Source organism: Alteromonas sp. ALT199 (assembly GCF_018619335.1).
GTDB lineage: Bacteria > Pseudomonadota > Gammaproteobacteria > Enterobacterales > Alteromonadaceae > Alteromonas.
In genome coordinates, this window is the sequence record NZ_JAHHDX010000090.1 from 47,673 (window position 1) to 73,248 (window position 25,576).

Annotated in this window: 23 protein-coding genes and 1 pseudogene; 8 read left to right on the forward strand and 16 right to left on the reverse strand. The window is 45.4% G+C overall.

All coding sequences use genetic code 11. The features are described 5' to 3' along the window. Window positions 1-542: 542 nt before the first annotated feature. Together KL866_RS09470 and mdoH are read left to right on the forward strand one after the other, a co-directional pair. Window positions 543-2,168 carry a glucan biosynthesis protein gene (locus KL866_RS09470; RefSeq protein ID WP_025257268.1) on the forward strand — a complete coding sequence of 542 codons (1,626 nt, stop codon included), beginning with the start codon at window positions 543-545 and terminating at the stop codon, window positions 2,166-2,168. Continuing rightward, window positions 2,149-4,149, forward strand: coding sequence for a glucans biosynthesis glucosyltransferase MdoH (gene mdoH, locus KL866_RS09475; protein WP_025257269.1), 2,001 nt, complete (start codon window positions 2,149-2,151; stop codon window positions 4,147-4,149). Before KL866_RS09470 ends, mdoH begins: the two co-directional genes overlap by 20 nt. A 109-nt stretch (window positions 4,150-4,258) precedes the next feature. Here the strand turns inward: mdoH and KL866_RS09480 are convergent, their stop codons facing one another. From KL866_RS09480 to nudE, 3 genes are all read right to left on the reverse strand, one after another. Beyond that, complete coding sequence (locus KL866_RS09480; RefSeq protein ID WP_025257270.1) at window positions 4,259-4,843, reverse strand: YceI family protein; 585 nt, start codon at window positions 4,841-4,843, stop codon at window positions 4,259-4,261. Window positions 4,844-4,970: 127 nt separating this feature from the next. Beyond that, window positions 4,971-5,816, reverse strand: a complete 846-nt coding sequence (gene cysQ / locus KL866_RS09485) for a 3'(2'),5'-bisphosphate nucleotidase CysQ (protein WP_025257271.1) — start codon at window positions 5,814-5,816, stop codon at window positions 4,971-4,973. Window positions 5,817-5,819: 3 nt separating this feature from the next. Further along, window positions 5,820-6,383: an ADP compounds hydrolase NudE gene (gene nudE / locus KL866_RS09490; RefSeq protein ID WP_025257272.1), complete on the reverse strand. Its 564-nt coding sequence runs from the start codon at window positions 6,381-6,383 to the stop codon at window positions 5,820-5,822. 71 nt (window positions 6,384-6,454) lie between these two features. Here nudE and yrfG point away from each other — a divergent pair, with 71 nt between their 5' ends. The 4 genes from yrfG to KL866_RS09510 all read left to right on the forward strand — a co-directional run bounded on the left by yrfG (window position 6,455) and on the right by KL866_RS09510 (window position 10,674). Then, on the forward strand, window positions 6,455-7,168 hold the full coding sequence (yrfG, locus tag KL866_RS09495) for a GMP/IMP nucleotidase (protein WP_025257273.1): 714 nt from the start codon (window positions 6,455-6,457) through the stop codon (window positions 7,166-7,168). Between the two features lie 13 nt (window positions 7,169-7,181). After that, window positions 7,182-7,727, forward strand: a complete 546-nt coding sequence (gene yjjX / locus KL866_RS09500; RefSeq protein WP_025257274.1) for an inosine/xanthosine triphosphatase — start codon at window positions 7,182-7,184, stop codon at window positions 7,725-7,727. Between the two features lie 268 nt (window positions 7,728-7,995). After that, on the forward strand, window positions 7,996-9,384 hold the full coding sequence (locus tag KL866_RS09505; protein WP_214994796.1) for an NAD-dependent succinate-semialdehyde dehydrogenase: 1,389 nt from the start codon (window positions 7,996-7,998) through the stop codon (window positions 9,382-9,384). Window positions 9,385-9,576: 192 nt separating this feature from the next. Beyond that, a complete protein-coding gene (locus KL866_RS09510; protein ID WP_214994797.1) occupies window positions 9,577-10,674 on the forward strand; it encodes an MBL fold metallo-hydrolase in 1,098 nt (365 codons plus the stop codon). A 236-nt stretch (window positions 10,675-10,910) separates the two neighbouring features. On the opposite strand, the gene KL866_RS09515 is transcribed toward KL866_RS09510, so the two are convergent. From KL866_RS09515 to gspC, 13 genes and pseudogenes are all read right to left on the reverse strand, one after another. Next, on the reverse strand, window positions 10,911-12,344 hold the full coding sequence (locus KL866_RS09515; protein ID WP_025257277.1) for a YdgA family protein: 1,434 nt from the start codon (window positions 12,342-12,344) through the stop codon (window positions 10,911-10,913). 87 nt (window positions 12,345-12,431) lie between these two features. Then, window positions 12,432-13,187, reverse strand: a complete 756-nt coding sequence (locus tag KL866_RS09520; RefSeq protein ID WP_214994799.1) for a type II secretion system protein N — start codon at window positions 13,185-13,187, stop codon at window positions 12,432-12,434. Further along, a complete protein-coding gene (gspM, locus tag KL866_RS09525; RefSeq protein ID WP_025257279.1) occupies window positions 13,184-13,663 on the reverse strand; it encodes a type II secretion system protein GspM in 480 nt (159 codons plus the stop codon). Before gspM ends, KL866_RS09520 begins: the two co-directional genes overlap by 4 nt. Then, window positions 13,660-14,859, reverse strand: coding sequence for a type II secretion system protein GspL (gspL, locus tag KL866_RS09530; protein ID WP_025257280.1), 1,200 nt, complete (start codon window positions 14,857-14,859; stop codon window positions 13,660-13,662). The genes gspM and gspL overlap by 4 nt, the downstream gene beginning before the upstream one ends. Beyond that, window positions 14,859-15,887 (reverse strand): type II secretion system minor pseudopilin GspK, encoded by a 1,029-nt coding sequence (gene gspK, locus KL866_RS09535; protein WP_029661559.1) that lies wholly within the window; start codon window positions 15,885-15,887, stop codon window positions 14,859-14,861. The genes gspL and gspK overlap by 1 nt, the downstream gene beginning before the upstream one ends. A gap of 53 nt (window positions 15,888-15,940) precedes the next feature. Next, entirely contained in the window at window positions 15,941-16,567 is a 627-nt protein-coding gene (gspJ, locus tag KL866_RS09540) for a type II secretion system minor pseudopilin GspJ (RefSeq protein WP_025257282.1), read from the reverse strand. Between the two features lies 1 nt (window position 16,568). Next, window positions 16,569-16,997: a type II secretion system minor pseudopilin GspI gene (gene gspI / locus KL866_RS09545; RefSeq protein WP_214994801.1), complete on the reverse strand. Its 429-nt coding sequence runs from the start codon at window positions 16,995-16,997 to the stop codon at window positions 16,569-16,571. An 11-nt stretch (window positions 16,998-17,008) separates the two neighbouring features. Then, on the reverse strand, window positions 17,009-17,635 hold the full coding sequence (gene gspH / locus KL866_RS09550; protein ID WP_025257284.1) for a type II secretion system minor pseudopilin GspH: 627 nt from the start codon (window positions 17,633-17,635) through the stop codon (window positions 17,009-17,011). A 5-nt stretch (window positions 17,636-17,640) separates the two neighbouring features. Next, window positions 17,641-18,077: pseudogene (gspG, locus tag KL866_RS09555) on the reverse strand (type II secretion system major pseudopilin GspG). Beyond that, window positions 18,077-19,303 (reverse strand): type II secretion system inner membrane protein GspF, encoded by a 1,227-nt coding sequence (gene gspF, locus KL866_RS09560; RefSeq protein WP_214994803.1) that lies wholly within the window; start codon window positions 19,301-19,303, stop codon window positions 18,077-18,079. The pseudogene gspG and the gene gspF overlap by 1 nt, the downstream one beginning before the upstream one ends. Further along, window positions 19,304-20,863, reverse strand: a complete 1,560-nt coding sequence (gspE, locus tag KL866_RS09565) for a type II secretion system ATPase GspE (RefSeq protein WP_025257287.1) — start codon at window positions 20,861-20,863, stop codon at window positions 19,304-19,306. Window position 20,864: 1 nt separating this feature from the next. Beyond that, entirely contained in the window at window positions 20,865-22,910 is a 2,046-nt protein-coding gene (gspD, locus tag KL866_RS09570; protein ID WP_025257288.1) for a type II secretion system secretin GspD, read from the reverse strand. 116 nt (window positions 22,911-23,026) lie between these two features. Continuing rightward, window positions 23,027-23,947, reverse strand: coding sequence for a type II secretion system protein GspC (gene gspC / locus KL866_RS09575; RefSeq protein WP_025257289.1), 921 nt, complete (start codon window positions 23,945-23,947; stop codon window positions 23,027-23,029). Between the two features lie 128 nt (window positions 23,948-24,075). Here gspC and hslR point away from each other — a divergent pair, with 128 nt between their 5' ends. Further along, the gene (gene hslR / locus KL866_RS09580) at window positions 24,076-24,480 is read left to right on the forward strand and encodes a ribosome-associated heat shock protein Hsp15 (protein ID WP_025257290.1); all 405 of its coding nucleotides are present in this window, start codon (window positions 24,076-24,078) and stop codon (window positions 24,478-24,480) included. Window positions 24,481-24,503: 23 nt separating this feature from the next. Continuing rightward, a complete protein-coding gene (hslO, locus tag KL866_RS09585; protein WP_025257291.1) occupies window positions 24,504-25,403 on the forward strand; it encodes an Hsp33 family molecular chaperone HslO in 900 nt (299 codons plus the stop codon). Window positions 25,404-25,576 lie beyond the last annotated feature (173 nt).

The following is a 25,576-nucleotide window of genomic DNA, read 5'->3' on the forward strand; positions in this document are numbered from 1 at the left end:
TCAGTTAAAAATCAAATGAAAAGTCACTATCTATCTAATAAATATAGATAAATTAAAAGTGTGAAGAGGGGCTGTGCGAATGCCGAAATCGTTAAAGTCTGAGTGAAGTTTAAAAAATAAACATGTTGGCATGGGAAACTGTCTCTAAAAAACAACAGTTAACCTTTTGGCTAACTCATCGGACAAATTTACAACAAAGAAATTGCCTACTACCTTCAATGTCGATGTTTTTAAGTTGTTGTAAATAAATGTAAATATAATAAATAAGCCCGCCTTCTTAGTGTTGGAACAGCTTTTGCTGAAGTACTAGTGTGTTATCCAGCATTCACTTTTGCCAACAGGCACGGAATTCGGTTTTTTTGCGATACCAGTGAATAAGGAAAGGAATAGAGCGCCTTTCTTGAATGGTTTCAATGAATACTTTTTCTCATCATCGCTTTTAAAGCAGCAGATACTCTGTTGCTAGCTATACATAGCTAAGCGATAAAGTTAAGAGATTGACGACCATCTGGATAACCATTGTTTTCATAAGGAGAGGACAAATGGCTAAGCCAGTTTCAATTTTCGGAAAAGATTTACAAACTAATGCGTTTCAGCACCGAAAGCTGTCGCGCATTCTTTTAGCGATGACCAGCGTAATTGCCCTATTTGCATTTAACCAAGCTGGCGCTGTCGAGGTTAATGACAACAATCAGCCTCAAAAAGCATCACCCGTTCTTCAATCTATTATTGATGCTGCTCGCAAATCAGCAACAGAAAGCTATGAACAAGACGATCACGGATTAAACAGCAAGTTAAAAGAAATTGACTACACCACCTATCGTTCTATTCGCTTTAAGCCTGAGCAAAGCCTTTGGCACGGTGAGAATGACTATGAACTTCAGTTTTTTCATCCAGGTTTTCTATACGAATATCCGGTCACTATCCACACCATTGGTGAAAACAATCAACCTGAGCGCCTAGCATTTAATAGTGACATGTTTAACTACGATGGTTCTGCTGCGGGTTTGGCAGGCATGACGGATGAAAAGTCTGGGTTTGCAGGCTTTCGCGTTCATTACCCTATTAAAAGTGAAGAGTACAAAGATGAATTTGCCGTATTCCTTGGCGCTTCATATTTTCGTTTGGTAGGTAAAAATCAAGTTTATGGTATTTCAGCTCGTGGCCTGGCAATTGATACCGCATTAGCAAAAGGCGAAGAGTTCCCTCACTTCACTGAGTTCTGGGTTATCGAGCCGGGTGAAGGTAAGCCAATTACTATTTATGCCCGTCTCGAGAGTCCTTCGGTGGCTGGCGCTTATAAGTTTGTTATCCAGCCCGATATTGATACCAGCGTAAAAGTGGAAAGCTGGTTATTTGCGCGAGACGACGTGAGTAAGCTAGGCATTGCACCGTTCACCAGTATGTTCTTGTATGGCGAGAACACCGAGAAGCGTCACGATGACTATCGCCCAGAAGTGCATGACAGCGATGGCGTGCTAATGGTAACTCACGCTGGTGAAGAGATTTGGCGTCCACTGACCAACCCAGCACGCCTTCAGGTAACGTCACTGAGCGATACTAACCCCAAAGGTTTTGGCATGCTTCAGCGCGACGGCGAATGGGATAATTACCTTGATGCAGAGGCTAACTATCATATACGTCCAGGGCTATGGGTTACCCCAGAAGCTGGCTTTGAGAAAGGACGTTTGGAAGTAGTAGAAATTCCAACTAAGTCTGAGATTCATGACAACATTGTGGCTTTCTGGACACCTGAAAAACCATTCAAATCTGGTGAGTCTCTGTACTTCTCTTACGACCTTAAAACCGTAGAGCAAAACCCCTTTGTAAGTGAATTTGCTTCTGTAGTACGAACACGTCAGGGAAAGGCCGTGTTACCAGGCGATGAATTTAAAGACGATAGCTTGAACACTACTCGCCAGTTCAATGTAGATTTCAGTGCACCGTCTGCCATTTCTTTTGATAACGAGACTATGAAGCTTGTGGTACAGGGTGCCAACGGCACGATTTCGCAACAGCGCCTTTACCCAGTAGCTGACGGGCAGGAGTGGCGTGCTTCCTTCTTTGTGAAGCCGAATGAAAGTCAAACAGTAGATATGCGCGCTTACATTGAAAAAGACGGTGAGCGAGTTAGCGAGGTTTGGAATTATGTCTACCAGCCAAAATAGTCGTACTCATACATCAGTATCGAACGAGGCTAAAGCCGTGCCTCAGGTTAAACGTGACAGCACAGCACGTGCTTCACACTTCATCTTAAAAGGAGAGCATATGCGTTTGTTTATCATGGCAATGCTAGTAATTCCAAGCACGGCACTGGCCGGTTGGAGCTTATACGAGATATTTTTACCGAATGGCCTTACGAACTTAGAAATTGCGCAGTTAGGTTTAGGATTAACCCTATTCGCTTGGCTGTGCATGGCGTTTTGGACAGGTATCATTGGTTTCTTTTTACAGCTTTTCAATATAGATCCATTGAGCTTGCGAAAAAACCAAGTAAAGCCTGATGTTTCATCGCCGTTAAAGCAAAAGCACGCTGTAGTGATGCCGGTTTATAACGAAGATACCCGCCGCATTATGGTGGGCTTTGAAGCCTGTATTCGCGAGTTAATGGAAAGCAAGAACAGTTCGAATTTCGATTTTTTCATGCTCAGCGATACCAGAGATATGGAAAAAGCAGAAGCAGAGCTGCGTGCTTTTACGCGATTGAAAAAGCGTTTAGGCGCTTTTTCTAACCAAGTGTTTTATCGCCGTCGCGAACAAAATCTGCATAGAAAGGTGGGTAACCTTAAAGAGTTTTGCGAACGCTGGGGCGCAAATTACGAGTCGATGATTGTACTAGATGCCGACAGCGTAATGACCGGAGAGCGGATGCAGGACCTAGCCAGTCGCATTGAGCAGAACCCTGATACCGCTTTAGTGCAGACTATTCCTATGCCGGTACGTCAAAACACTTTCTTTGGTCGTTTCGTGCAGTTTGCGGCTCATCTGTATAGCCCAATGTTGGCAACAGGCTTATCGTTTTGGCAAACGGATAGTGCGAACTATTGGGGCCATAATGCCATTATTCGTATTGCACCTTTCATGCAGCATTGCGGTCTGCCCACCCTTGAAGGGCGTGCGCCCTTTGGTGGCGAAATACTAAGTCACGACTTTGTTGAGGCTGCGCTGCTGCGCCGTGCAGGTTGGCAGGCTTACTTACTTACCGATACAACAGGTAGTTATGAAGAAGTGCCTAGCAACATTGTTGACTATGCCATTCGCGACCGTCGTTGGGTGCAGGGCAACATACAGCATTTAGGGCTTTTGAAGGTGAAAGGTCTTAAAATGGCGAACCGTCTGCACTTCTTATTTGGCGCGTTTGCTTACATCTCTTCATTAATACTGTTTTGTATGTTGGCGCTAGGTACCGCAGATGCATTAATTCGCGCCACCTCGGTGCCAGAGTTCTTCGTATCTGAATATCAGCTTTTTCCTAGTTGGCAGGTAGCCCGTCAAGACATGATGATGGTTACGATGTGGGGTACCGCAGCCCTTCTATTTTTACCTAAGTTACTAGGCATTGCATTGGCTCTGATGAAGCGCCGTAGTGAATTCGGCGGTGCATGGTCTTTGCTTAAAGGCGCGGCAATTGAATTAGTTATGGCTGTGCTTATTGCGCCACTTATGATGTTTTATCACAGTTATTTTGTAATAAGCGTTTTTATTGGCCACTCGGTCAAGTGGGAAGCGCAAGAGCGTGAAGGTCGCAAAGTACCTTGGACTGTTGCAATTAAACATACGCAAATTATGAGTTGTTTAGCTGTAGCGTGGGGCGTAACTACCTTTTACTTCACACCGTCGCTATTTATGTGGTTGTTACCTGTATTGGTAGGTATGGTGTTAGCGGCGCCGGTTATACGCCTAACAAGTAGTGATAAGTTGGGTGTAGCAATGCGTAAGTGGGGAGTATTTGTTATCGACCAAGAAGTAAATGAATGCAAGGCACTCAAGCGTTTACGTGTGGCAATGGAGCATTTTGCTATTTCGCAACACAAGGCAGATGCACCTGCACTACCTGATAACGTATGGCAAAGCATGCCAGAGCAATTGTTAAGCCAAAAGCCACTGCCTATGCGTTATAGATTACCTAACAGACTGCATCAGTCTTAGAGAGTGGCTTTTAAAACAAAAAAACCGCACGTTCGTGCGGTTTTTTAATGCTTTTTATCTACTTACCACCGCCAAGCTCTTATCGATAGACGCTAGCAATAGCAGTATTCTATTGCGTAAAGGTAACGGAAAACGTTACTGGCACTGTCGTTGTTATACTCTTAAGTCCTGCAATTTTTTGAAGCGCGGCTACGCCTTCAGCAAGACCGAAAGACTCTGCTTTAACAAGTGTAGGAGCAGTAGTAGATACAGTTAGTGTATCGTCATCTACCTTGCTTGCCTTAACAGAAAACGATGTGGGAACGGCTTTTCCGTGCAACATCAAAATGCCATCCACTTTCCCGCTAATAACTTGACCCGCTTTCAGGTTCATCATCGACTCAGGTAAGTTAGCTTCAAACTTAGCCTCTGCAAACTTACTCACGTTAAACAGCATCTCTTGCATTCGCTGATTGCGAATATCAATGGCTGTATTCACTGACGACAAGTCTACCGCCACAGCAAGTTTACCACTGTCAGACAGCGAACCATCAAAGCTATCAAACTTATGTACTTCAGTAACTTGTGCATTCTTAGTTGATAAGAAATGTAGTGCACTTGTCTCGCCGTCTATTGTCCAGTCGGCTGCGGCAGGGAATGCTAGCCCACATGCGAGCAATGCTGCAGATAACGTGCGAATACGTGTAGTCATCATAGGTTACTCCTTTTACTTTTTGGTTCCATCTGGCTTGATTTAACCAATACCAGAGTAATGTGGCCCAGCAACATTACTACGCTATTATACGTAGGTTTATTGCACTGCGCTAAGTAAATAATACGCGCTAGTGCTGATGTGGGTTTACAAAGTCATCATACTGGACTACATCTTGCCATGGCACCCTTTGATCGCCCATTACCACAAAATCTGGGTTCTCTAGCGAATGACGCTGATTGTAGGTAAGTGGTTCGAAGTTGGCCGCGGCGATACTCCCGCCGGCTTCAGAGACAATGCACTGAGATGCGCCTGTGTCCCATTCACCTGTGATACCTATGCGCATGAATACATCGGCTTTGCCTTCGGCAATAAAACACGCTTTTAATGAGCAACTTCCTAAAGGAAGAGTTTGATAAACGCGCTTAGCGCACATTCTGCTGAGCACTTTTTCTCTAGATTGACGGCGACTAATGGCTATCATTACCACACTATTTTTAGGGTCGTCTAGCTTGCGCACGCTAATAGGGTGATCGCCATCAGGCGATGACTTAAACGCGCCTTTGCCTTTCTGCGCATAATACAACGACTGCCCCGGAGGCCAAAAAATAACGCCTATAGTCGGCTCATTGTTTTCTATAAGGGCGATGTTTACCGCAAAGTCACCGCTTCTGGCAATAAACTCTTGGGTACCGTCAATAGGGTCAATAAGCCAGTATCGAGGCCAATGCTTTCGCTCATCTAAACTTGCGTGTTTGTTTTCTTCTGAGAGAATTGGGATATCAGGTGTTGCGGCTAGTAAACGCTTATTAATGATATCGTTTGCCAAATAATCTGCGCTGGTAACAGGAGAGTCATCGTCTTTTTGAAAGGCATCAAACTCTCCTTTATCGTATACTTCTAATACGGCTTGTCCAGCTTCAATGGCAATTTCTTTTGCAAGTTCTAATAGGTCGGCATGGGCGTCATCGGGCATTGTTTATTGTTCCTTAAACCACTTTTGAGCTAAAAACAGCGCGGCTATGCAGCGTGCTTCTACAAAGTCTTCTCGTGCAAGTAAAGCATCTGCTTCATCTAAAGGCCAGTGAATCACCTCAAGAGGCTCGGGTTCATCGCCTTCAAGCTGTTTGGGATACAAGTCGCGGGCCAATACGATGGTCATATTGGCATTGAAAAAGGTAGGGGCCATGCTGACCTTATGAAGCTCTAAAAGGTCGTTAGCCGCAAAGCCTGCTTCTTCTTGTAGCTCGCGATTAGCGGCTTCAATAGCAGTTTCGCCTGGGTCTATTAAGCCTTTTGGAAAGCCTAGTTGATACGAATGCGTGCCGGCTGCATATTCGCGAATTAACACCATGGTATTTTCATCAAGCATAGGCACTATCATTACAGCGCCCCGGTTTCCCCCCGCCATCCTCTCGAATTCACGGGTAGCGCCGTTCGAAAACTCAAGGTCTAAGCGTTCTACCCTAAAGAGTTTGCTTTGCGCAACAATTTCACGAGAATGAATGTGTGGTAACGGTTTGTTTGGATCAATTTTTGGCATGTCTATCGCTACAACTTTGTTATCATACTTGTATACAATTTCTTAGCTTACTTCATTATAAGGAAAATCGCTTGCCCTTTCTGCCCTGGAATGAAATAGAAACTGTACTGCTAGATATGGACGGTACTTTGCTGGATCTTCGTTACGATAACCAGTTCTGGCTGCACCATTTACCAAAACGGTTAGCTCAAATAAAAGGTATTTCTGAGGCCGAGAGTCAACAGGAAATGAGCGCGCGGTATGAGTCAGTATTTGGGCAAATTCAGTGGTACTGCTTAGACTACTGGGCTGAAACCCTTGCATTAGACTTGGAAAATGAGTTTATGCCGCTGAAACGAGAGTTAGCACATTTACTCGCCCTTCGCGACGACACTATTCCGTTCCTCAACGCGCTTCATGAATCAGGCCGGCAGGTGGTGTTAGTGACCAATGCGCACCCAAACAGTCTGGCGCTTAAAATAGAGCATACCCAACTTGACTCGCACATCGACAACCTTATTTCTACCCATGAATTTGGCGTAACTAAAGAATCTCAGCTTTTGTGGGAGCGGCTACAAGAGAGGGTGCAATTTGATAATAGCCGCACCTTGTTTGTCGATGACTCACTGCCTATTTTGAAAGCAGCACAGACGTACGGTATTAAACATTTACTTGCTGTAGACAACCCTGATAGTACCTTACCCAATCGCAATATTAGCGAATTTCCAGCAGTACGGGATTACCGTTTAATGCTAGACGATATTAAGCGCAGCCCAGTGGGTGATGCTGCAAAAGGACGTTTTTAGAGGACGAAAGCAAATGGTTTCTGACACAATTTTTGTAGGGTCGCTGAATCCGGTAAAAATTAATGCGGCGCTCAATACACTTTCCGACACATTAGAGCACGACTTTGACGCCCAAGGTATGGCAGTACCAAGCGGCGTGCCCGAACAGCCAATGAATGAAGATGAAACGCGCTTGGGCGCTATTAATCGTGTGAAGGCTATGCTGGCTCATCATCAAGGTGGCCTTACAGACGCATGGTATGTAGCAATTGAAGGTGGTGTGGATGTATTTGAAGATGGTCCTGCCACCTTTGCCTATGTAGCGATTTATCATGAAGGTCATTGGTCTATTACAAGAAGCGCAAGCTTGCCCCTTCCTGTGAGCGTGTATCAAGCGCTACAACGCGGTGAAGAGCTTGGGCCGGTTATGGACAAGCTTTTTGATACGGTAAATATTAAGCAAAAAGGCGGCGCCATTGCGTTACTGACGTTAAATCACGCGTCGCGACAAAGTGTTTATGAAGTTGCTTTAACCCTTGCAATGGCGAAATTTCATTTTCCAGACTTATATACTGATTAGCGCGTACCAGCCTTACTTTCATCGAGATAGTTTTTACCATTCTCGCACAGCGTTATCAGCGCTATAGCAAGCTCATCGGGGCGTTCACTAAGCTCGCCCTGAAATCTTTACTCCGATAGGTAATCTTTTCTGGATCCTTTCTAAAACTTTCTGTCACTTTTGCTGTGGGTTACCTCTATTTTATTGAAAATAAAGTAAAAAATATTTTTTGTCGTTTTGGCTTTCTAGTTGCACCTCCACTTTAACAAACGGATTAAGGAGAGTGACAATGAGTGAGACAATTAATACCTACAACCCTGCTACAGGTGAAAAGATCGATCATTATCATTTGATGTCAGCTGAAGACGCAGAACAAGCGGTGACACGTTCACAAGAAGCTTATTTAAATTGGCGTCGTACGTCATTTGAAACTCGCGCAGATTTGCTTAATAACCTTGCAGATTTAATGGAAGAGCGTATTGACGATCTTGCTAGCCTAATGACCCGTGAAATGGGTAAGGTTACAGCGCAAGGTAAGCAAGAAGTGCAGTTATGTGCTCAAATTTGTCGCTACACTGCTGAGCATGGCGCATCATTCTTAGAAGACGAACATCGTATCTTTGAAGGTGGTCGTGCAATCATTACTTATCAACCTATTGGCGTTATTCTGGGTATACAGCCGTGGAATTTCCCTCTTTATCAAGTTATCCGCTACAGTGTGTCGAACGTAATGGCGGGTAACACAACAGTACTTAAACACGCTAAAAATGTATTTGGTATGGCACAAGCAATTCAGCAAATGTATGAAGATGCCGGCTTCCCGAAAAACGTGTACCAGTCGTTACTAATTGATGGCGGTACGGCAAGCGACCTAATCAAGCACAAATACGTACGCGGTGTTACCTTTACCGGTAGTGATGAGGTAGGTAAGCAAGTTGCGAAAGAAGCCGCGAGCTTGTCGAAGAAAACCGTAATGGAGCTTGGTAGTAATGATGCTTTCTTAGTACTCGAAGATGCTGATATCGACCAGGCAGTAGAAATGTGTATTCAAGGTCGCGTTATCAACAATGGTGAAACCTGTGTTGCGGCAAAACGCTTTGTAATTGTAGATAGCGTTTATGATGAGTTTAGAGATAAATTCGTAGCGCAGTGCAAAAAGCTTAAAGTGGGTGACCCAACCGACGAGAATACTGATTTAGGTCCGATGGCCAGAGAAGACTTGCGTGATGAACTTCACGAGCAAGTGAAAAAATCGGTAGAAGCTGGGGCGAAACTTACCTTGGGCGGTGAAACCCCTGACTCTGACGGCTACTTTTACCCAGTAACTGTACTTGAAGATGTTTCATCTGGCATGCCAGCCTATGATGATGAGTTGTTTGGCCCTGTTGCATCGTTAATTCGTGCCCGTGACGATAAACAAGCGATGGAAGTTGCAAACGATTCGCGCTATGGCTTAGGCGGCGGTATCTTTAGTACTGATACAGATAAAGCTGTTGAACTAGCGAAAAACGAATTTGATACCGGTATGGTAAATATTAACGGGTATTCACTAGCACAGCCTAACCTGCCCTTTGGTGGTGTAAAAGATAGCGGCTATGGCCGTGAGCACGGTGGTTATGGTATGCGTGAATTCGTAAATATCAAAACCATTATGGTAGCGGAGAACGCTGCCGAATAAATAGTAGTTGGTTAATATTGCTAAACGGAAGCGGGTACGTTCAACGTGCCCGCTTTTTTATTTGCTTTCGCTTTTAGTCTCTATTCATCTGGCCTACATCCCTCTGTTCATTGAACAATTTTACGCAGGTATCCGGTCTTTTACTGTGATATGAATGTACAAATCACTAGGAAACGACATAAGGCGATGGCGATGAAGGTCTCACATAGACAGATAAGCGGTGCTGATTTAAGCGTTAGGAATACGAAACACGTGAAACTTGAGAAGTGCGAGAAACGACGTAATAAAGTGCATGCAATCTCGTTAACCATGTTGATAACGACTTCCATTTTATCGATTTCTTCTGTAGCGCAGGCATCGTCTACATCGTTACTTCAGACCCCACCTAAACAGCAAAAACTAGCAAGCAAAGAGAATGAAAACACGGCCTCGATGACTTGTGACAAAGTCTCAGTGCAGGTGTTAGGGTCGGGTGGACCTGAATTGGATGATGGCAGAACATCTAGCGCCTATGTGGTCTGGGTAGATGACAAAGCGCGGGTGTTGGTAGACGCTGGCAGCGGCAGTAGTGTTCAGTTCGGTGCTGCAGGGGCTTCATTTGAATCACTAGATGTGATTTTACTTTCCCACTTACACACCGACCATTCAGCAGATTTACCGAGCTTTGTAAAAGGTGGCTATTTCACTAATCGCGAGAAAGATCTATGGGTTATGGGCCCGGACGGTAACCATACTATGCCCTCCACTAACGCCTACGTATCATCGTTAGTTGGCGAGGAAGGCGCGTTTAAATATCTGTCTTCTTACACTATCGAAGGTCAAGACGACTACACAATATCGGCAAAAAGCGTTGCAAACGCCACATTAGAGCAGCCCTTTGAATACACAGTGAATAGTGATATTAGTGTCGAAGCTATGTCGGTGAATCACGGTCCCATACCAACACTTGCGTGGAAAGTTAAAGCTAACGGGTGTGAAGCGGTATTCTCTGGCGATACGAACAACAAGCAGGGAAATCTGGCTCGCTTTGCTAAGAGCGCCGATCTTTTAGTGCTGCATAACGCGATTGACGACAACGCGGGGCGCGTAGCGAAGAATCTGCATATGACCCCGAAACAAATTATCGATATTGCTGAGCAGTCCAAAGCAAAACGAATTGTACTGTCTCATATTATGAAGCGCAGCGAATCGGGTTTAGACGCACTTGTCGAGGCAATTACGGTCGTAGCCGAAGGGCGTGTATATGCTGCTCAAGAATTGATGAATATCGAGCTGCTTGAGGAAAACTAGTCGCGTTTCAACTAGTAAACTTCTATACGGTACCCTGTAATAAGGATATTGGGTTTTGCAGGTTTAAAGTAAAGTAGTACAGGGTGATGTAAAAAATGCAGAGCGTTTGGGCTCTGCATTTTTGATTCAGGCGTGTTTAATTAATACTCAGTAAGTCAACGTTTCGCGCAATTAGCAGTTACCAATTAGTGTTAGCCGTACTTTGCCTGTCTGTTTTTAAAATACTGCCTTACTTATTACTGAGGCGCAAAAGGCAGCGGAATAGGAGTGCCGTTAACGCTGGCTTTGCCATCTTTAAGCTCCAGTTTTGTCTCATAACCCTTCTCGGTTTCTTTTATCAGACCTTGCTGGGCAAAGGTGCTTAACACCATAGGGGTTTGCTGCTCTACTGCGGCTTCGAGTTCTTCTGCTGTCATGTTTTGCGCTTGCGGCGTTGCCATTAATTGGCCCATCATGTAACCAGACGCAACGCTTTGCGCAAAAGCTTTATCAGCGGTTATTTCTGCATTGGCCAATAGGTGTGTTACCCAGAAAGCTACATCTTCCATTGTACCCGGTAGCGCATCAATGCCAACTAACTTGGTATTAGCGTAGGCGGTAAACGAACCCTCAGGTAACGTCGCTTTAAGCTTTGTAATATTGAGTTCAGGCTCAACCTTAAGCTGAGGAAGCAAGTTAGCCTCGACAAATTCCATCATCTTAGCGGGGACTTCTTCTGATGGGATCATTAGTGACGTGTTGCTAAAATCCTGATAAGCCTTGATAAAATCTATGTCCAGATTATTTAAGGCAATGCCCAACATCATGTCTGAGGCTTCAAGCTCAGGTCCCACTACCTTATCAATGGCGTATTCCACATAAACATTGGCGGTGTTAGTGCTTTCATCAATTTCGGTGTCTGTAACCAGGGCAATATTTTCTAGCTGTACTGTTTCACCCGCTTCAAGGCCGGACACTTCCATAGTTTCGATAAGCGCTTTGACTTTAGATTCAAACAATTCGCCCTTGAAAGCTTCTACCATGCTGCCGTCATAGGTTACATCCATAGATAAATTAGCCATATTCATCGAAAATTCATCAGCATTGATGCTTAGCGATTCACCTGACGAAGTATAGAGGGTTTGGCCTCCTTCAGGCTTAGCTTCACCGGTATAGCCTGAGAATAGCAGGGTAAAGCCTTCTTCCTCATTGGTTGCGCTAAGGGCTGGAATTACATCTTCATAGCTTAGACCGCCAAATAGCCCAACCACACCTTCATTGTGATAAATGGGCTGTTGCGCATCCCATTGAACGTACTCTCTTAATTCACCGCCATCAATCGACATCGTGTAATGAACGCGCCCTAATCCTACGCCGTCACCAAAGTACACAGGCCCGTGATGAGCAACCAAGGTAGCAGTTATGCTAGGGTTTTCTTCTAAAGGAACTTCAGCGGGATCGATATTCTGCGCGTTAAAAATCGCTTGAAAATCGAAGGCAAGTTTGACTTCTGCCGTTGTCGAAAACCAGCCTTTGTCGTACGAGAGTACTTCGGCTGAATAAACAGCTTGTTTATTGAGTTCGCTTACGGCTTCGTTAACATTATCTTGAACGCTAGAGCCAATAAAGTAAGGGGCGACACCAAGCGCAACCAAAGTAACGCCAGCGCCAGTTAAAAGAGGTTTGTTCATTTTACAATCCTTCGTTGAGTGTGTTCCAGTAGGCCCTGTCAGCAAATGGTCAGGGCTCGTTTTAAGTTGTTAATTTTACGTAGATCTTTAAAGCTTTATAGGAATGTACCCGCTGCTATTAGGCGTACCAAACAAGCGAGCCGCTTGGTGTACTTCGTTGGGCAAGCCATTGTCGGGTTTAAATTTACCGCTAACGCGGATATTTTTCATGTTGGTAGGAATAACCGCGTCCATAGACAAGCTTAACAAGTTAGGCTCGCTTACCATTATGCCAATGTCTTTCCCTTCGCAACGAAGTTTCGCTGAATAAGTACCGAAATCAATGGGCCCTTGTGTTCCCGCAACCGTGGCGTTTAACCAGTCTCCCGTGCCATCTAGCGACTCACACGCTGGACCAAAAGTAAGGTCATTTAGCGAGACCTTAAATCTTCCGCCTGCATTTACAGGTAAGGGTAAGCGAACTTGTGCAAGCACTCTATCTACAGGCAGGTATAGCGTAAAGTTCTCGGTATTAATTGTATTTTGGCTGAAAAGCCCTGTGGTAACAGGCCCTTCAAACGCGATGTCATTTTTATCGCGAATATTACCTGCTTTAAGGTCTAGCTTAATTTTACCCAGTAACATGTGAAGAGGGCTAAGTTCCCACTTAAGGTTGTTAACAGGCAAGCCGTTAACAACCACAGTCTGTGCTTTACCAGAAAATAAGGTTCCGCTTACTCCGCTTACTGAAACATTATTCGGTAGTGTTACACGACCAATAACCTGTACTGCGGGCATGTAAGCAATAGCAAACAATAGGAAGGCAAGAATTCCGCCTACAATCCAACTAACTTTCGACTTCATGCTTTACCTAACTGTAGTCGGCGAATTTTGATATAGCCCGGCGCATCTGCTTCAGCTATATCGGCTTGAAGAATAACCACACCCATGTTTTCCATGGCCTTAAGCCATTCTAAAACTGCGTTAAAGGGCGCTTGGTCTACCCATACTTGCAGTTCATCTCCTTGAGGCTGCATACGCGAAATAGCAATATCATGTTGGGCTGTGGTCCGGTTTACCGCTTGAGGTAACGACCCTGAAAACGCCCGCTTGCTACCCGAACTGCGACGTAACTGTTGTGCGCGTGCACCGCTGTCTTTCACCCAAACTAAAAGTGATTGCTGGTTATCAAGCAGTTGCTTTTGTTTGTCTAGCGCAGCATTAAGTGGCGACCAAACTGCAAAATAAAACAGTGCTATCACTATCACTACTGCTGAAATTAGTACTAACTTTTGCTCGCGTTCAGTGAGGGCTTTATATTTCTCTAAAAGTGCGTTCACAACGTACTCCTTACTGACACTGTGCCCACAACGCCATCGTCACGGTTATTAAAAGCGCCTTGTTCAACCACAAAACCCGCGTTTTCAGCACTGTGTTTAAACTGTTCCAAGGCTTCAAAGTTTTTGCCCTGCGCCTGAATACGAATTTCTGTGCGAGTGGCGTCAAAGCGCAATGTTTGTGGCTTAACGTCGGTGGCTGAAAAAGCTGGCGCAAGCTGATCTAACATAATAAGCATAGAAGCATCCCCTCCGCCCTGCTCTAACTTGGCCAGCTCGCTTTGAAGCTTTAATCGCACGTTGCGATAGCTACCAATATTGGGGAAGCCGGCTTTAACCGCACTACTTATTTCACTGCTAAGCGCCTGGTTTTGCGACTTTAGCTGATAAAGCGTAACGCCTTTATCTACTAAGCTAGTACACAGTGCAAGTACAGCAAGTACAGCGGCTACACGCCACTGGCTAAGCACACCGCTGCGCTTACGTTTAATTTTGTATTCGCCTTGGCACAAGTTAAAGCTGCTTTGCATGGCTTCTTTAGCCAAAACTTGCATAGGTAATTCAAGTGGTGCCTGTGCTTCTTCTATATTTGGCAGACTGCTTAAATCGATACCTGCGTAGTTCGTGATAGTCACCGGCGCTTCTTGCTGCGCAGTGAAGTGCACCAACGTAGGAAGTAACCAAGTTTGTTCGCCTTGAACCCCTTTAAATTCGTCTTGGCGAACCAGTAGCTGTTCACCTAAGGTCAGTACTGACCAGCCTTCGTGAGTAACAGGAACCGCTAGAACGTCAGGAATAAGGGTGTCGCAGAAAAGGCCAGCTTCGCTTAGCCAAGCTTGCCATTGCTCCATTTTTTCGTGGCTAACTACAGCGACAGCTTGATTGTCGCCGCGCTTAGGGCCAATTGCGAAAAACTGCTGGCTGATATCGGTAGCTAGCTCATCTTCCAGCATAAACGGAATGGCAGAAATAATTCTACGCCCAGCTTTAGGCGGTAGTTCTACCCATTTAAGCAATATCTCGCTGCTAGGGGCTAAAGCAATAACGCTTCGCTGGCCAGCGCGTTCAGTAAGTGTAGATAAGTCTTCTGCACTGGGAAGTTCGCCAGATGCAATAATCTCGTCTTCAGATTTTGAATATACGAGCCAGCTTATCGGGTCTGTGTAGTTGGCGCCTAAACGCACCAATAATTGTTCCATTAATAGGTTCCCCCAAACTCGCGATTCACAATGCTTACGCCACTATCGGCGCTTGCATGAAACACGGTGGAAAGCTTAAAGGTTGCTTTGTTGTATTGTGTTTTTGTATGCAACATAAAATATTCAGTTTTAACCGCAAACCATTCTTGTCGAGAGCTTGTTAAATTAAGCGCTTGAATAGATGGTTCACTCAAAAAGGCATTTGTATCATCCCATCCGTTTTGCGGACGGCTGTTGAGTAAACTTGAAGCTTGCTGGATATCAAGCCCCGTTAGGCCTGCTAAAAGTGGTGCATCTTCTTCTTCTAACGTATTAACGTTTATTTTTAGCTCACTGTAATCTGGGATCACGCAAATCAAAGGCATTAAGTCGCCCAGCCACGCTGGTGATACCCCGTTAATAATACGCAATTCACTTTTCGATGCCAGTGGTCCGTTAGCCGCAAGGTAAGGAAACTCTCTTGACTCATACTCGCTGTCTTCTGCGCCATAGGGGCGCATACTGTCATCTTCATCTACCCAATCAGCTAAACTGTCGCGCAGCGTATCGGCGGTAAAGTTGTCTAGCCCATCTACGCTTAGTGATAGCAGCATGGTATGAAAGGCTTCCATAGCTTCGGTGGTATTACTTGAGGCGCTGCTCGATGTGCTATTTGCGTTATTCGAAGCGCTACCGGATGTTATCGCGTTAAGATTAAAGCAAGCTTGAAGGTCTTCTAAATTAGCCGTTAAGCCACCGTTTTCTAACGGATAGCTAAATTCTTGTGCCCAAGGTTGATCAATAGAAATAGTATCTGGGCTTTCATCTATCAGCGTCTGAATAGACTTGCGTGCAAAAGCTTCAGCGCCCATGGCATACCAATACGCCTGATTATTGTCTTTTAAGTTCATAGTGCGCTGCACCTGCAGCTGCAATCGCGTACCCATTTCTGTAGCTAGCACGGCCACTAACGTCACAATCATAAGCACAATCATCAGTGCCACACCCTTTTGTTTAGCTGGTGGGCTAGACAGTTGGCGCGTGCACATCGCCGCCTTAGCACGCGTCCGGTTTTTTAAAAGGCGTATTTTGATATTTGACATTATGACGATTCACCCGTGGTTAAGGTGAATTCCCTTCGAATTTTGCCAAAGTCTTTACTTACAAATTCTATAGCCACTGCCCGCGGTAACGCTGCGCCTTTGAAGCTTTCACTCCACGAGATATCCTCGTCTTCATCTAACGAACTGCTGTTGGAGGTGGCGAGAAACTCAATTTTTAAACTTTCTATGTCTTCTAGCAGCACCCGTACTTTGGGTTCGTAGCCAATAACATTATCTACGTAATTACTGTAAAGGCGCTCAAGCTTGTTTTCTTGAAGTCTATAGGCAACAAACTGTAGGGTACTTCTCGGCAGCATCAGCTGCGGGTTGTGCCATCCGCCTCGCACAAAACCAATGCCATCATCATCGCTGTCGTCGGTTTCTCCGCCTGACATTACCACGTCTTGTTTTTCACCGTTTACACGAGAAGCGCGAGGCACCGCTTGCTGAAGATCTCGCTCAATTGTGATCATGGCCCGCTGTAGCAATTGAAGCTTGGCAAAACGCTCTTCTGAAATATTATTACTGTCGATAACAGTGGTAAGTAAGCCCGTTGATGCCAGCCCGATAAGGGTAAATATGGCCATGGCAATCAGTATTTCTATAAGCGTAAAACCGCGTTGCATACTAGTTCGCCACCGTTGGCTTAGCCACAAAAGTGGTAACCGATGTCACTGAACTTTCGTAGCTTTCGTCTTCGCCCACCGAAACGGTAACTGCGCGTAAGTCGTTATCATTGGTCTTCGCAACGGTTTGCTGCCAGTACCAAGTGCGGTCAGCCATCTCCATGGTGCCTTTTAGATTGTTTTTAGGTGGCCAAGTGGTATCTAGCTGAAGCTGGTTTAAGCGGTTGCTCGCCACCCAGTTGGCAAAAGTGACAGCTTCTATTTGACCAACGCTTGATAAATGCTCGCCAGCCGCTTTAAGTACCGCTGTACCTGTTAACGCGAAAATAAGAAGTGCCACCATAACTTCAAGTAGGGTTAACCCTCGTTGGTTATGGGGTTTGTTAGAGGCAATGCTTTTGCCAGATGCATTTACCGTGCTTGTTCTCATAGTGGACGCGTTCATAGTGGACGCTCCAGGGGACCTTCAAGCACTAAAGGCGGTAAGTCTTGGTTTTGCAGACTGTAATAAACAGGGTCGTCGCCGTCATCACCTTCATAATTAAACGATAGGGTAAAAGGTGTAATTTCGCCGCTCGACATAATCAGCACTTGCGGTGGCGGTAGCTTTTTCTCTTCTTCGTTACCTATTTCAACGCCTTCGTCAGAAACACTTAGGTTTTCGTCGAACAATTCTCTGTCAAAGAGTCTATCTTCAACGTCCCACGGTAGGTCGTCTAAATTTAAGGTGAAGGTAAAGGGTTCGGGTAACGTGTAAGGTTCGTAGGTTTTTTCGCCTTCAATCCGCTGCCACTCATCATCGTCGTCTAAGTAAACGAAGTAGTATTCGTTTTTGTCGGCTTCAAAACGCACGCCTAGCTGTTGTTGATTTAACACCGCGAAGTCGCTGGCCATATCAATCACTACCTGCAGGCGTTGGGCTTGGGTTTTTAATAGGTCTGACTTACTTGCGCCGAAGGCGTTAAACATAACGTAACCTGCCGCCAAGCCCATAAGCAGCAGTACCAGCATGACTTCTAATAAGGTAAAGCCTGCTTTATAAGCCGATGTACTGCCGCGGTAGCGCATATAGGTTAGTTCAAGTATTCGTTAATGTTCCAGTTACCAATGTCGTCATCAGTACCCGGTTCGCCGTCTGGACCGTTAGAGAAAATATCCACCACGCCAAGCTCTCCCGGACTAATTAACGCATATGGGTTGCCCCAAGGGTCTTCAGGTAGACGTTTAATGAACCCACCTTCAGGATAATTACGTGGAATCGGATCGATAGTCGGCGCTGCACCAAGGCATCTAGGCCTTGCTCAGAAGTTGGGAAACGGTTGTTACGCAACTTGTACATTTCAAGCGCACTTTCCATTTGTTGAATGTCTACCGCCGCCTTCTTAAGCTGGGCTTCTTCTTGGTTGCCCAAGATTTGAGGCGCTACCATAGAGGCCATAATACCGATAATTAGAAGTACGACCATGACTTCAATTAAACTGAAACCAGAGTTGCGATTAAGTGCTTTCATTAAATATTCACCATGTTGTTCAATGCTAAAATTGGTTGCAATATTGCCATAACGATAAACAGAACAATGCCTGCCATCGATACAATAAGTAAGGGTTCAAATACCTTAAGTGAGACACCAATAAGCGCTTCAAATTCCCTATCTTGATTATCTGCGGCGCGCGCTAGCATTTGCTGCAGCTCGCCGGACTTTTCACCTGATGCAATCATGTGCATCATCATTGGTGGAAACATTTTTGTGTTATCTAGCGCGGCGCGCAAGCTGGAGCCTTCTTTAACATTCACTGCTGCATCGGCTACTTGATTTTTAATATGCTGATTTTCCAATACATCGCCTGAAATACGCATAGCTTCAAGTAGCGGCACTGCGCTGGCGCTCAATATACTTAAGGTACGAGCAAAGCGGGCCGTATTTAAGCCTCTAGAAACTTTGCCTATTAAAGGCAGGGTTAAAAGTGCTCTGTGATAGCGCAGCTTCATGTGCTTTTGCTGCAGCACGCGCTGAATAATAACAATAAGTACGCCTATGCCAATTAGCATAAATAAACCGTAGTTCTGAAGCCATGTACTTACAGAAATAAGAAACTGTGTTATGCCCGGCAGGTCTTGCCCCATGTGATCGAACTGGCCAACAATTTTTGGCACTACTACGGTTAACAGCAGTAATACGATACCCATTGCAAAGAACAGCATTAACGATGGGTAAATCATTGCCTGTGTTATTTGGCTGCGGGTTTGTTGCCTGCGTTCAGTGTAGTCGGCCAATCGATTAAGCACGGTATCAAGGTGACCAGATTTTTCACCAGCTGCGACCATAGCACGGTATAGCTCATCAAAAACGCTGGGAAACTGTGCAAGCGCATCGGCAAGCCCGTGACCTTCTACCACTTTACTGCGCACCGCCATCATCATGTTCTTCTGACGAGGTTTTTCACACTGCTCAGCAACGGCAAGTAGTGCTTCTTCAACAGGAAGTGCTGATTCTACAAGCGTGGCCAGTTGGCGTGTAAGAAGCGCTAAATCTGATGCTGAAATACGTGGCTTAAACAACGAAAATGAAAGCCCTTTGCCTTCATTTTGCGAACGCTCTGCAACTTGCTCTACTTCTAATGGAATTAAGCTTTTTTCGCGCAGTTGTTGGCGAACCTGACGGGCGTTATCGCCCTCAAGTACGCCATTTGTGTTTTTACCGCGGGCATTAACCGCTTTATAAGCGAATGCCGCCATTTAGTCTTCCCTCGTTACTCGAAGCACTTCTTCAAGTGAGGTTCTGCCTGCGAGCACTTTGCTGCAGCCGTCTTCACGGATGCTTGGGGTAGAGGTTCTGATATAACGTTCAATAGCTTGTTCGCCCACACCTTCGTGCATCATTTCACGAACTTTTTCATCAACTAGCAACAGTTCGTGAATACCGGTACGGCCGCGATAGCCGGTTTGGTTACACGCTGCGCAGCCGTGCGGTTTGTAGATGGTAGTGTCGCTGGTCGCGCTCTGCCCTAGTACTTCAAGTTCAGAAGCGTCTGGCGTATGTGGTTTTTTGCAATCTGGGCAAAGGGTACGTACAAGACGCTGTGATAGTACGGCCAATAAGCTCGACGACAGCAAAAATGGCTCAATACCCATGTCTTCTAGACGGGTGATGGCACCTGCTGCAGTATTGGTATGTAATGTAGACAGTACTAAGTGACCGGTTAAACTTGCTTGCACCGCAATTTGTGCGGTTTCAATGTCGCGAATCTCACCTACCATTACTACATCAGGGTCTTGACGCAAAATAGCGCGAAGCCCGCGGGCAAAGGTCATATCTACACGGGGGTTAACCTGTGTTTGTCCGATGCCTGGAAGATCAAATTCGATGGGGTCTTCAACTGTTAAAATGTTTCTGTCTCGAGAGTTTATTTCGGTTAACCCTGCGTATAGGGTGGTACTTTTACCTGAGCCTGTTGGGCCGGTAACCAAAATAATGCCGTGAGGTTTTCTGATAAGAGACGAAAAATGGTTTCGGTTTTGAAGCGTCATGCCCAAATCTTCTAGATTCAGGCGTGCATTATTTTTATCTAAAAGACGCAGCACTACACGTTCGCCATGACTTGATGGCATGGTAGAAACACGAACATCCACAGCGCGACCGGCAATGCGAAGCGTAATACGACCATCTTGAGGTACGCGTTTTTCGGCAATGTCTAATTTCGCCATTACCTTGATACGCGACACCAACATAGAAGAAAGCTTGCGGTTAGGACGTAAAATTTCGCGCAATACACCGTCTACTCGAAAACGAACGACAAGCTGGTTCTCAAAGGTTTCGATGTGAATATCCGATGCACCTTCTTTTATCGCTTCACCTAACATGGCGTTGATAAGCTTGATAATAGGCGCATCGTCTTCGCTATCTAACAGGTCTTCAGTGTCTGGCAAATCTTCAGCAAGTGCGAACAAGTCACTTTCGTTGCCAAGGTCTTCCATTAGTTGCTTCGCTGCAGAACTATCGCGCTGAAACGCACTCGTTAATAGGCTTTCAAACTCGTCAGCGGGTATAGTTTTAGGGACAAACGGTTCCCCGTAGAAGCGCCTAACTTCGGCAAATACGTCAAAAGGCGTATTTTCTGTAAAGTACAGAACAGCTGGCGTCTCGTTGGTTTCAAGTAACACTTGGTTGCGCTTTGCAAAGCTAAAAGATAACTGCTTAGGGCCAGCCTCTTCTTCGGGTAGACCGGCCTCTTCACCCATGGCTTCTAGGGCTTCTTCTTGGGCCTCTAGTGCTTGAGTAAGTTGTTCATCCGCCATACTACTCGTTACCTTCTTTTTGCTTCTCTTTCTCTGAAAGGTACTCTTCAAACGAAGGTGGTAGGGCTAGGGCATCATTCCACTCAGGCATGCTCGGCGTTTCAGCAGATGGCATTAAAGATACACCCTCTTGCTGACGTTTAAGCTGTAGCGCACGAATATAGTTGTACTTACGGTGACTGATTGAATTCATAGTCGCGCCATCACGAACAATCGTAGGCTTTAAAAACACCATTAGATTACGCTTACGCTTGCTGGTCGACGTAGTTTTGAAAAGATGACCGAGAATAGGGATATCGCCTAAAAGTGGCACTTTAGAAACACTTTCTTGTACGTCTTCGTCAATCAAGCCACCTAGTACGATAGTGCCGCCATCATCAACGATGACTGTGGTTTTAATTTCACGTTTGTTAATCGAAATATCTACCGAGGTTGCACCGCTTACGCTCGACACTTCTTGCTCGATAAGTAGCTGAACGGCGTCGCCTTCGTTAATTTGCGGTGTTACTTTAAGTTTAATGCCCACTTCTTGACGGTCGACCGTTTGGAATGGGTTAGAGTTATTAGAACCTGTTGTGGTACCGGTAATAATAGGTACTTCCTGACCAACGATGAAAAAGGCTTCTTCATTGTCCATGGTGGTTAGGTGAGGCGTGGCAAGGATATTTGAATTGGTGTCGGTACTTACCGCTTGGACAACTGCGCCCCAGCCATTTTCAATTACGCCGGCAATTAAGCCATTTGCACCGCCTAATAGGCTTGCTAATGCGGTGTAGTCACCTTCATCGGTGGTATTAACCGTTACCACTTCACCGTCGTCGGTGACATAGGCTTCGGTGTCGGTATCATCTTCTGCTTGCTTAAGGGCAACAGCTAATGAACCTACGGGAACTACACCGTTGCTAAATTGCGTGCCGCCACCTTGTTCTGAAACCCATTGAACACCTAGCGTTGTGCCATCGCCTTCAAACACTTCAACGATAATAGCTTCAACTTGTACCTGCGCACGGCGAATATCCAGCTGTCGAACGACTTCTTCAAGCGAACGCATCATATCCGGCTCTGCGGTGATTACGATGGCGTTAGAGTCTTCATGTGCGTCAATGCTGATTTCGCGGTTTGAACTCGCTCGGCGTGACGTGGTGCCGCTGCCTTGCTCTTCTGCTTGAATGCTGGCTGATACGCCTTGAAGTACCTTAACTAGGTCTTCCGCTTTTGCATAGTTAAGGAACAGTACGCGAGTGTTGCCGTTAGACTCAAGCTCTTGGTCCATGCGCTGAATAAGGTTGATAAGGCGCTGACGTGCTTTAACATCGCCACTGACGATAACCGAGTTTGTTCTATCGTCAGCCACTACGCGGGGTTCTGATTTAGTCCCAGTGTTCGCTTTGCCTTGAGACTTATTGATGCTTTCTATGATACGCACCATTTCAGATGCTGACGCGTACCGAAGCTTTACAATTTCTACTTCTTCATCGCCTGCGCGGTCTACGCGTTCAATAATTTCTACAAGGCGATTCACTACCGCTGCGCGGCCGGTTAGCATCATAACGTTTGATGGGTCGTGGCTTACTACGTTACCGCCGCCCGCTTGGTCGTTAAGCTGTCGTAAAATGGGAGCAAGTTCACGCACAGGAACGTTATATACTGGCACCACTCGGGTAATAAACTCATCGCCATCTTGTTGTGCGCCTTCCACTACTGGAATATTAGAGGTTTTCGCGTCTTTAGAGCGTACAACTTTTAAAATACCGCTTGGCATTTCTACAACGGCAAAGTCGTAAACTTGCAGTACGTTTAGAAAAAACTGGTAGTACTGATCTTCATTAAGCATGTCGTAACTGCGTACGCTAATTTTGCCGCGTACATTAGGGTCGACAATAATGGTTCGCTCAAGGTTTTTGCCGACAATATTAATGAATTCATTGATGTCAGTATCTTTGAAATTAGGCATGTATTCAGCGGCGGTCACCGAGAAACACAGAAGCGCAGTACACATAGCTGTGCCTAAGCGAGATAATAGTTTATGGCTAGTGCGCCTTTTCATTCTAACTTCCTTTATTTCCTAACATGTCGATGGCTGAATTGCTTGTCAGTTACAGTGCTGACCTCTTCACAAACGCTTACCTAGTAAAAAACGAGCCGTTACCGTTTTAGTTGTTGTTACGCCTCGGGTAAATCTAAGTAGACGGTGGTTAAACTGCCATCTCGAATAATCGTTAATTCTATATTTTGTGCATTGCGTAGCTCAGACAGTGCCTCTTGCGATTGTTGCAGGTCGGTAAGGTCTAGCCCGTTAATTTGTGTAATGACATCGCCAGCCTGAAGCCCTGCCGATTTGAATAACTCAGGCTCTTTACCAGGGCTAACCTGATAACCAATAAGCTGGCCTTCTTCGGTTTTTGGCGATATCGAAATAAAGTCTGTAAAGCTAGCAGGGCGTTCTCGAAGTGCAGCGGTCGCCTCTAATGCCTCTTTGCTTAATTGTGGTTCATCGTCTTGTACTTCTTGCCTTGGGGCTGGACGCTGTCGCGCCTGCGTTTCACGGCGGCGATTCGCTTCGTCGTAGTCGATTCCGTCCAACATCAGGGTTTCATTTCTAACCCCGTTTTTAATAATAACGCGATCGTTATACACTTTTTGTAGCGTGGCGTTAGTGCCTTCAATCTTTTCACCTAAACCGTATACCGCTTGACTGCCGCGATTTTCGATAATAGCAGTGCCTGCTTCTTGATCAGAGCTAGCCACAACGCCAGTTAAGGTTAGGTTTAGGCGTGTCTCTGGCGCGTCAGTGACCTCGGCTACCGGTTCAACAGGTTTAGCCGCAGCATTACCAAATAAATTCAGCTGTTGTATTTTCGCAATGTTGACCCCATTTTTGCCTGATGACGATGAAATAACTGGAGCACGGCTTACTGTGGTTGTCGCAGATAGTTGAGGTTCAGGTATAATTCGCCACACGAGTTTGGCAGCAAATGCAATTAAATACAGGCTAAGCACAACCACTACTATGGTATGTAGCTGTTTTTGGTGCTGGCTTAGATAAACAACCAGAGATTGTGGATTGGGTTTATTGAATGTCATGCTGCCACTGATGGTACTGCTTTATTATAATATAGTGAATTTTTGGTTAACCGCGCTTTAGCAAACCCATAATAGCCTAGTAAAGGTGAGGGTCAAACACTAAAGCCGCACCATTACGAAATTATTACATGAGCCAATTGGAAAGTAACAATACACCACAAAATATCAGGCTGGACAAGTGGCTATGGGCTGCAAGGTTCTTTAAGACTCGCGCCATCGCTAGAGATATGGTGCAGTCGGGAAAGGTCCAGTACAACGGGCAACGAGCCAAACCTGGTAAGCATGTAGAGCTTGGGGCGATGATTAAAGTTCCCGCGGGATGGGATATTCGTGAAATAAAGGTGCTAGGCTTAAGCGACAAGCGTTTGAGCGCCCCTTTGGCACAAGCACTTTTTGAAGAAACGGTTGAAAGTGTAACAAAACGTGAAGAAAACCAAGCTGCCCGAAAAATGAGCGCTTTTCATAGCCCTAAACCAGATCATAGACCTGATAAAAAGCAGCGACGACAGATTATTAAATTTAAGCAGCAATAGTGTGCTGCTCAACAGGATCATTTATGAGCGATTTCGATAAATTACACCGCTTCCTATTTACTCAAGCTAATGTTCGTGGCGAATTAGTTCGTCTTGATGAGAGCTTAAAGCAAATTGTGCACAGCTATGAATACCCTTTGCAAATTCAAACCTTGTTAAGTGAAATGGCGGCGGCGACGTCACTTTTAACGGCAACGCTTAAATTTAAAGGTGAAATTTCACTGCAAATTCAAAGCAAAGGCCCGGTGAGTTACGCGGTATTAAACGCCACTCATGAGCAAACGCTTCGCGGTGTGGCGCGCTGGGATGAAACGCTCGAAACCCTACCTGAAACGTTTTCAGAGCTATTGTCTCAAGCGGTGTTAGTCATCACAATTACACCAGATGAAGGCGAGCGTTATCAGGGTGTAGTAGCTTTAGATAAACCGTCTCTTGCTGAATGTATCGAAGGCTACTTTGCACAGTCAGAACAGCTTGCAACCAGCGTTCATCTAATGACAGACATGAGCGACTCTAAAAACGCGAAAGCGTCGGGTGTGCTGTTGCAAGTATTGCCTACCGATGCCAGCGCGACTGACGTGTCTCAAGCCAATGAGTTTGCTCACATCTCAAAACTTACCGAAACACTAACCAAAGAAGAGATGTTTTCTTTGCCAGTTGAGGACATTTTATACCGTCTTTATCACCAAGAAGACGTGGAAATGTACCCAGCAAAAGACGTATCGTTTGCGTGTTCATGTTCAAAAGAGCGCAGCGCAGAAGCACTTCGTCATGTTGAGAAGTCTGAACTTCACGCAATTATTGCTGAAGAAGGCGCGATAAAAATGAACTGTCAGTACTGCCACACAGAATACCGCTTTGACAGCATCGACGTGGAAGCTATTCACAGCGGTAACTTCGACGTACCGTCTTCAAATCAATAGCTTATTTGTTTTTTGAATGGTTTTAGAGGTTAGTCACAAAGCGAGTCATTACCCCTACACGACCACTATAGAAAAGGCACTTCTTATGAAGTGCTTTTTCTTTTTACGCTAAAGATGCGCTAGAAGACCCCCAAAATAACCTTCATACTTCACCTGTGGTGAAAAAGTAGTCA

What these genes read in the sequence shown, in the direction of transcription:
- gspH (WP_025257284.1), bottom strand. Translation starts at nt 17,635, where the DNA reads ATGCGCTACCGCGGCAGTACATCGGCTTATAAAGCAGGCTTTACCTTA.
- gspC (WP_025257289.1), bottom strand. Translation starts at nt 23,947, where the DNA reads ATGACATTCAATAAACCCAATCCACAATCTCTGGTTGTTTATCTAAGC.
- gspK (WP_029661559.1), bottom strand. Translation starts at nt 15,887, where the DNA reads ATGTGCACGCGCCAACTGTCTAGCCCACCAGCTAAACAAAAGGGTGTG.
- KL866_RS09505 (WP_214994796.1), top strand. Translation starts at nt 7,996, where the DNA reads ATGAGTGAGACAATTAATACCTACAACCCTGCTACAGGTGAAAAGATC.
- KL866_RS09480 (WP_025257270.1), bottom strand. Translation starts at nt 4,843, where the DNA reads ATGATGACTACACGTATTCGCACGTTATCTGCAGCATTGCTCGCATGT.
- gspE (WP_025257287.1), bottom strand. Translation starts at nt 20,863, where the DNA reads ATGGCGGATGAACAACTTACTCAAGCACTAGAGGCCCAAGAAGAAGCC.
- KL866_RS09510 (WP_214994797.1), top strand. Translation starts at nt 9,577, where the DNA reads ATGAAGGTCTCACATAGACAGATAAGCGGTGCTGATTTAAGCGTTAGG.
- KL866_RS09515 (WP_025257277.1), bottom strand. Translation starts at nt 12,344, where the DNA reads ATGAACAAACCTCTTTTAACTGGCGCTGGCGTTACTTTGGTTGCGCTT.
- KL866_RS09520 (WP_214994799.1), bottom strand. Translation starts at nt 13,187, where the DNA reads ATGAAGTCGAAAGTTAGTTGGATTGTAGGCGGAATTCTTGCCTTCCTA.
- gspI (WP_214994801.1), bottom strand. Translation starts at nt 16,997, where the DNA reads ATGAGAACAAGCACGGTAAATGCATCTGGCAAAAGCATTGCCTCTAAC.
- gspL (WP_025257280.1), bottom strand. Translation starts at nt 14,859, where the DNA reads ATGGAACAATTATTGGTGCGTTTAGGCGCCAACTACACAGACCCGATA.
- hslO (WP_025257291.1), top strand. Translation starts at nt 24,504, where the DNA reads ATGAGCGATTTCGATAAATTACACCGCTTCCTATTTACTCAAGCTAAT.
- KL866_RS09470 (WP_025257268.1), top strand. Translation starts at nt 543, where the DNA reads ATGGCTAAGCCAGTTTCAATTTTCGGAAAAGATTTACAAACTAATGCG.
- mdoH (WP_025257269.1), top strand. Translation starts at nt 2,149, where the DNA reads ATGTCTACCAGCCAAAATAGTCGTACTCATACATCAGTATCGAACGAG.
- gspJ (WP_025257282.1), bottom strand. Translation starts at nt 16,567, where the DNA reads ATGCAACGCGGTTTTACGCTTATAGAAATACTGATTGCCATGGCCATA.
- cysQ (WP_025257271.1), bottom strand. Translation starts at nt 5,816, where the DNA reads ATGCCCGATGACGCCCATGCCGACCTATTAGAACTTGCAAAAGAAATT.
- yjjX (WP_025257274.1), top strand. Translation starts at nt 7,182, where the DNA reads ATGGTTTCTGACACAATTTTTGTAGGGTCGCTGAATCCGGTAAAAATT.
- gspD (WP_025257288.1), bottom strand. Translation starts at nt 22,910, where the DNA reads ATGAAAAGGCGCACTAGCCATAAACTATTATCTCGCTTAGGCACAGCT.
- hslR (WP_025257290.1), top strand. Translation starts at nt 24,076, where the DNA reads ATGAGCCAATTGGAAAGTAACAATACACCACAAAATATCAGGCTGGAC.
- gspF (WP_214994803.1), bottom strand. Translation starts at nt 19,303, where the DNA reads ATGGCGGCATTCGCTTATAAAGCGGTTAATGCCCGCGGTAAAAACACA.
- nudE (WP_025257272.1), bottom strand. Translation starts at nt 6,383, where the DNA reads ATGCCAAAAATTGATCCAAACAAACCGTTACCACACATTCATTCTCGT.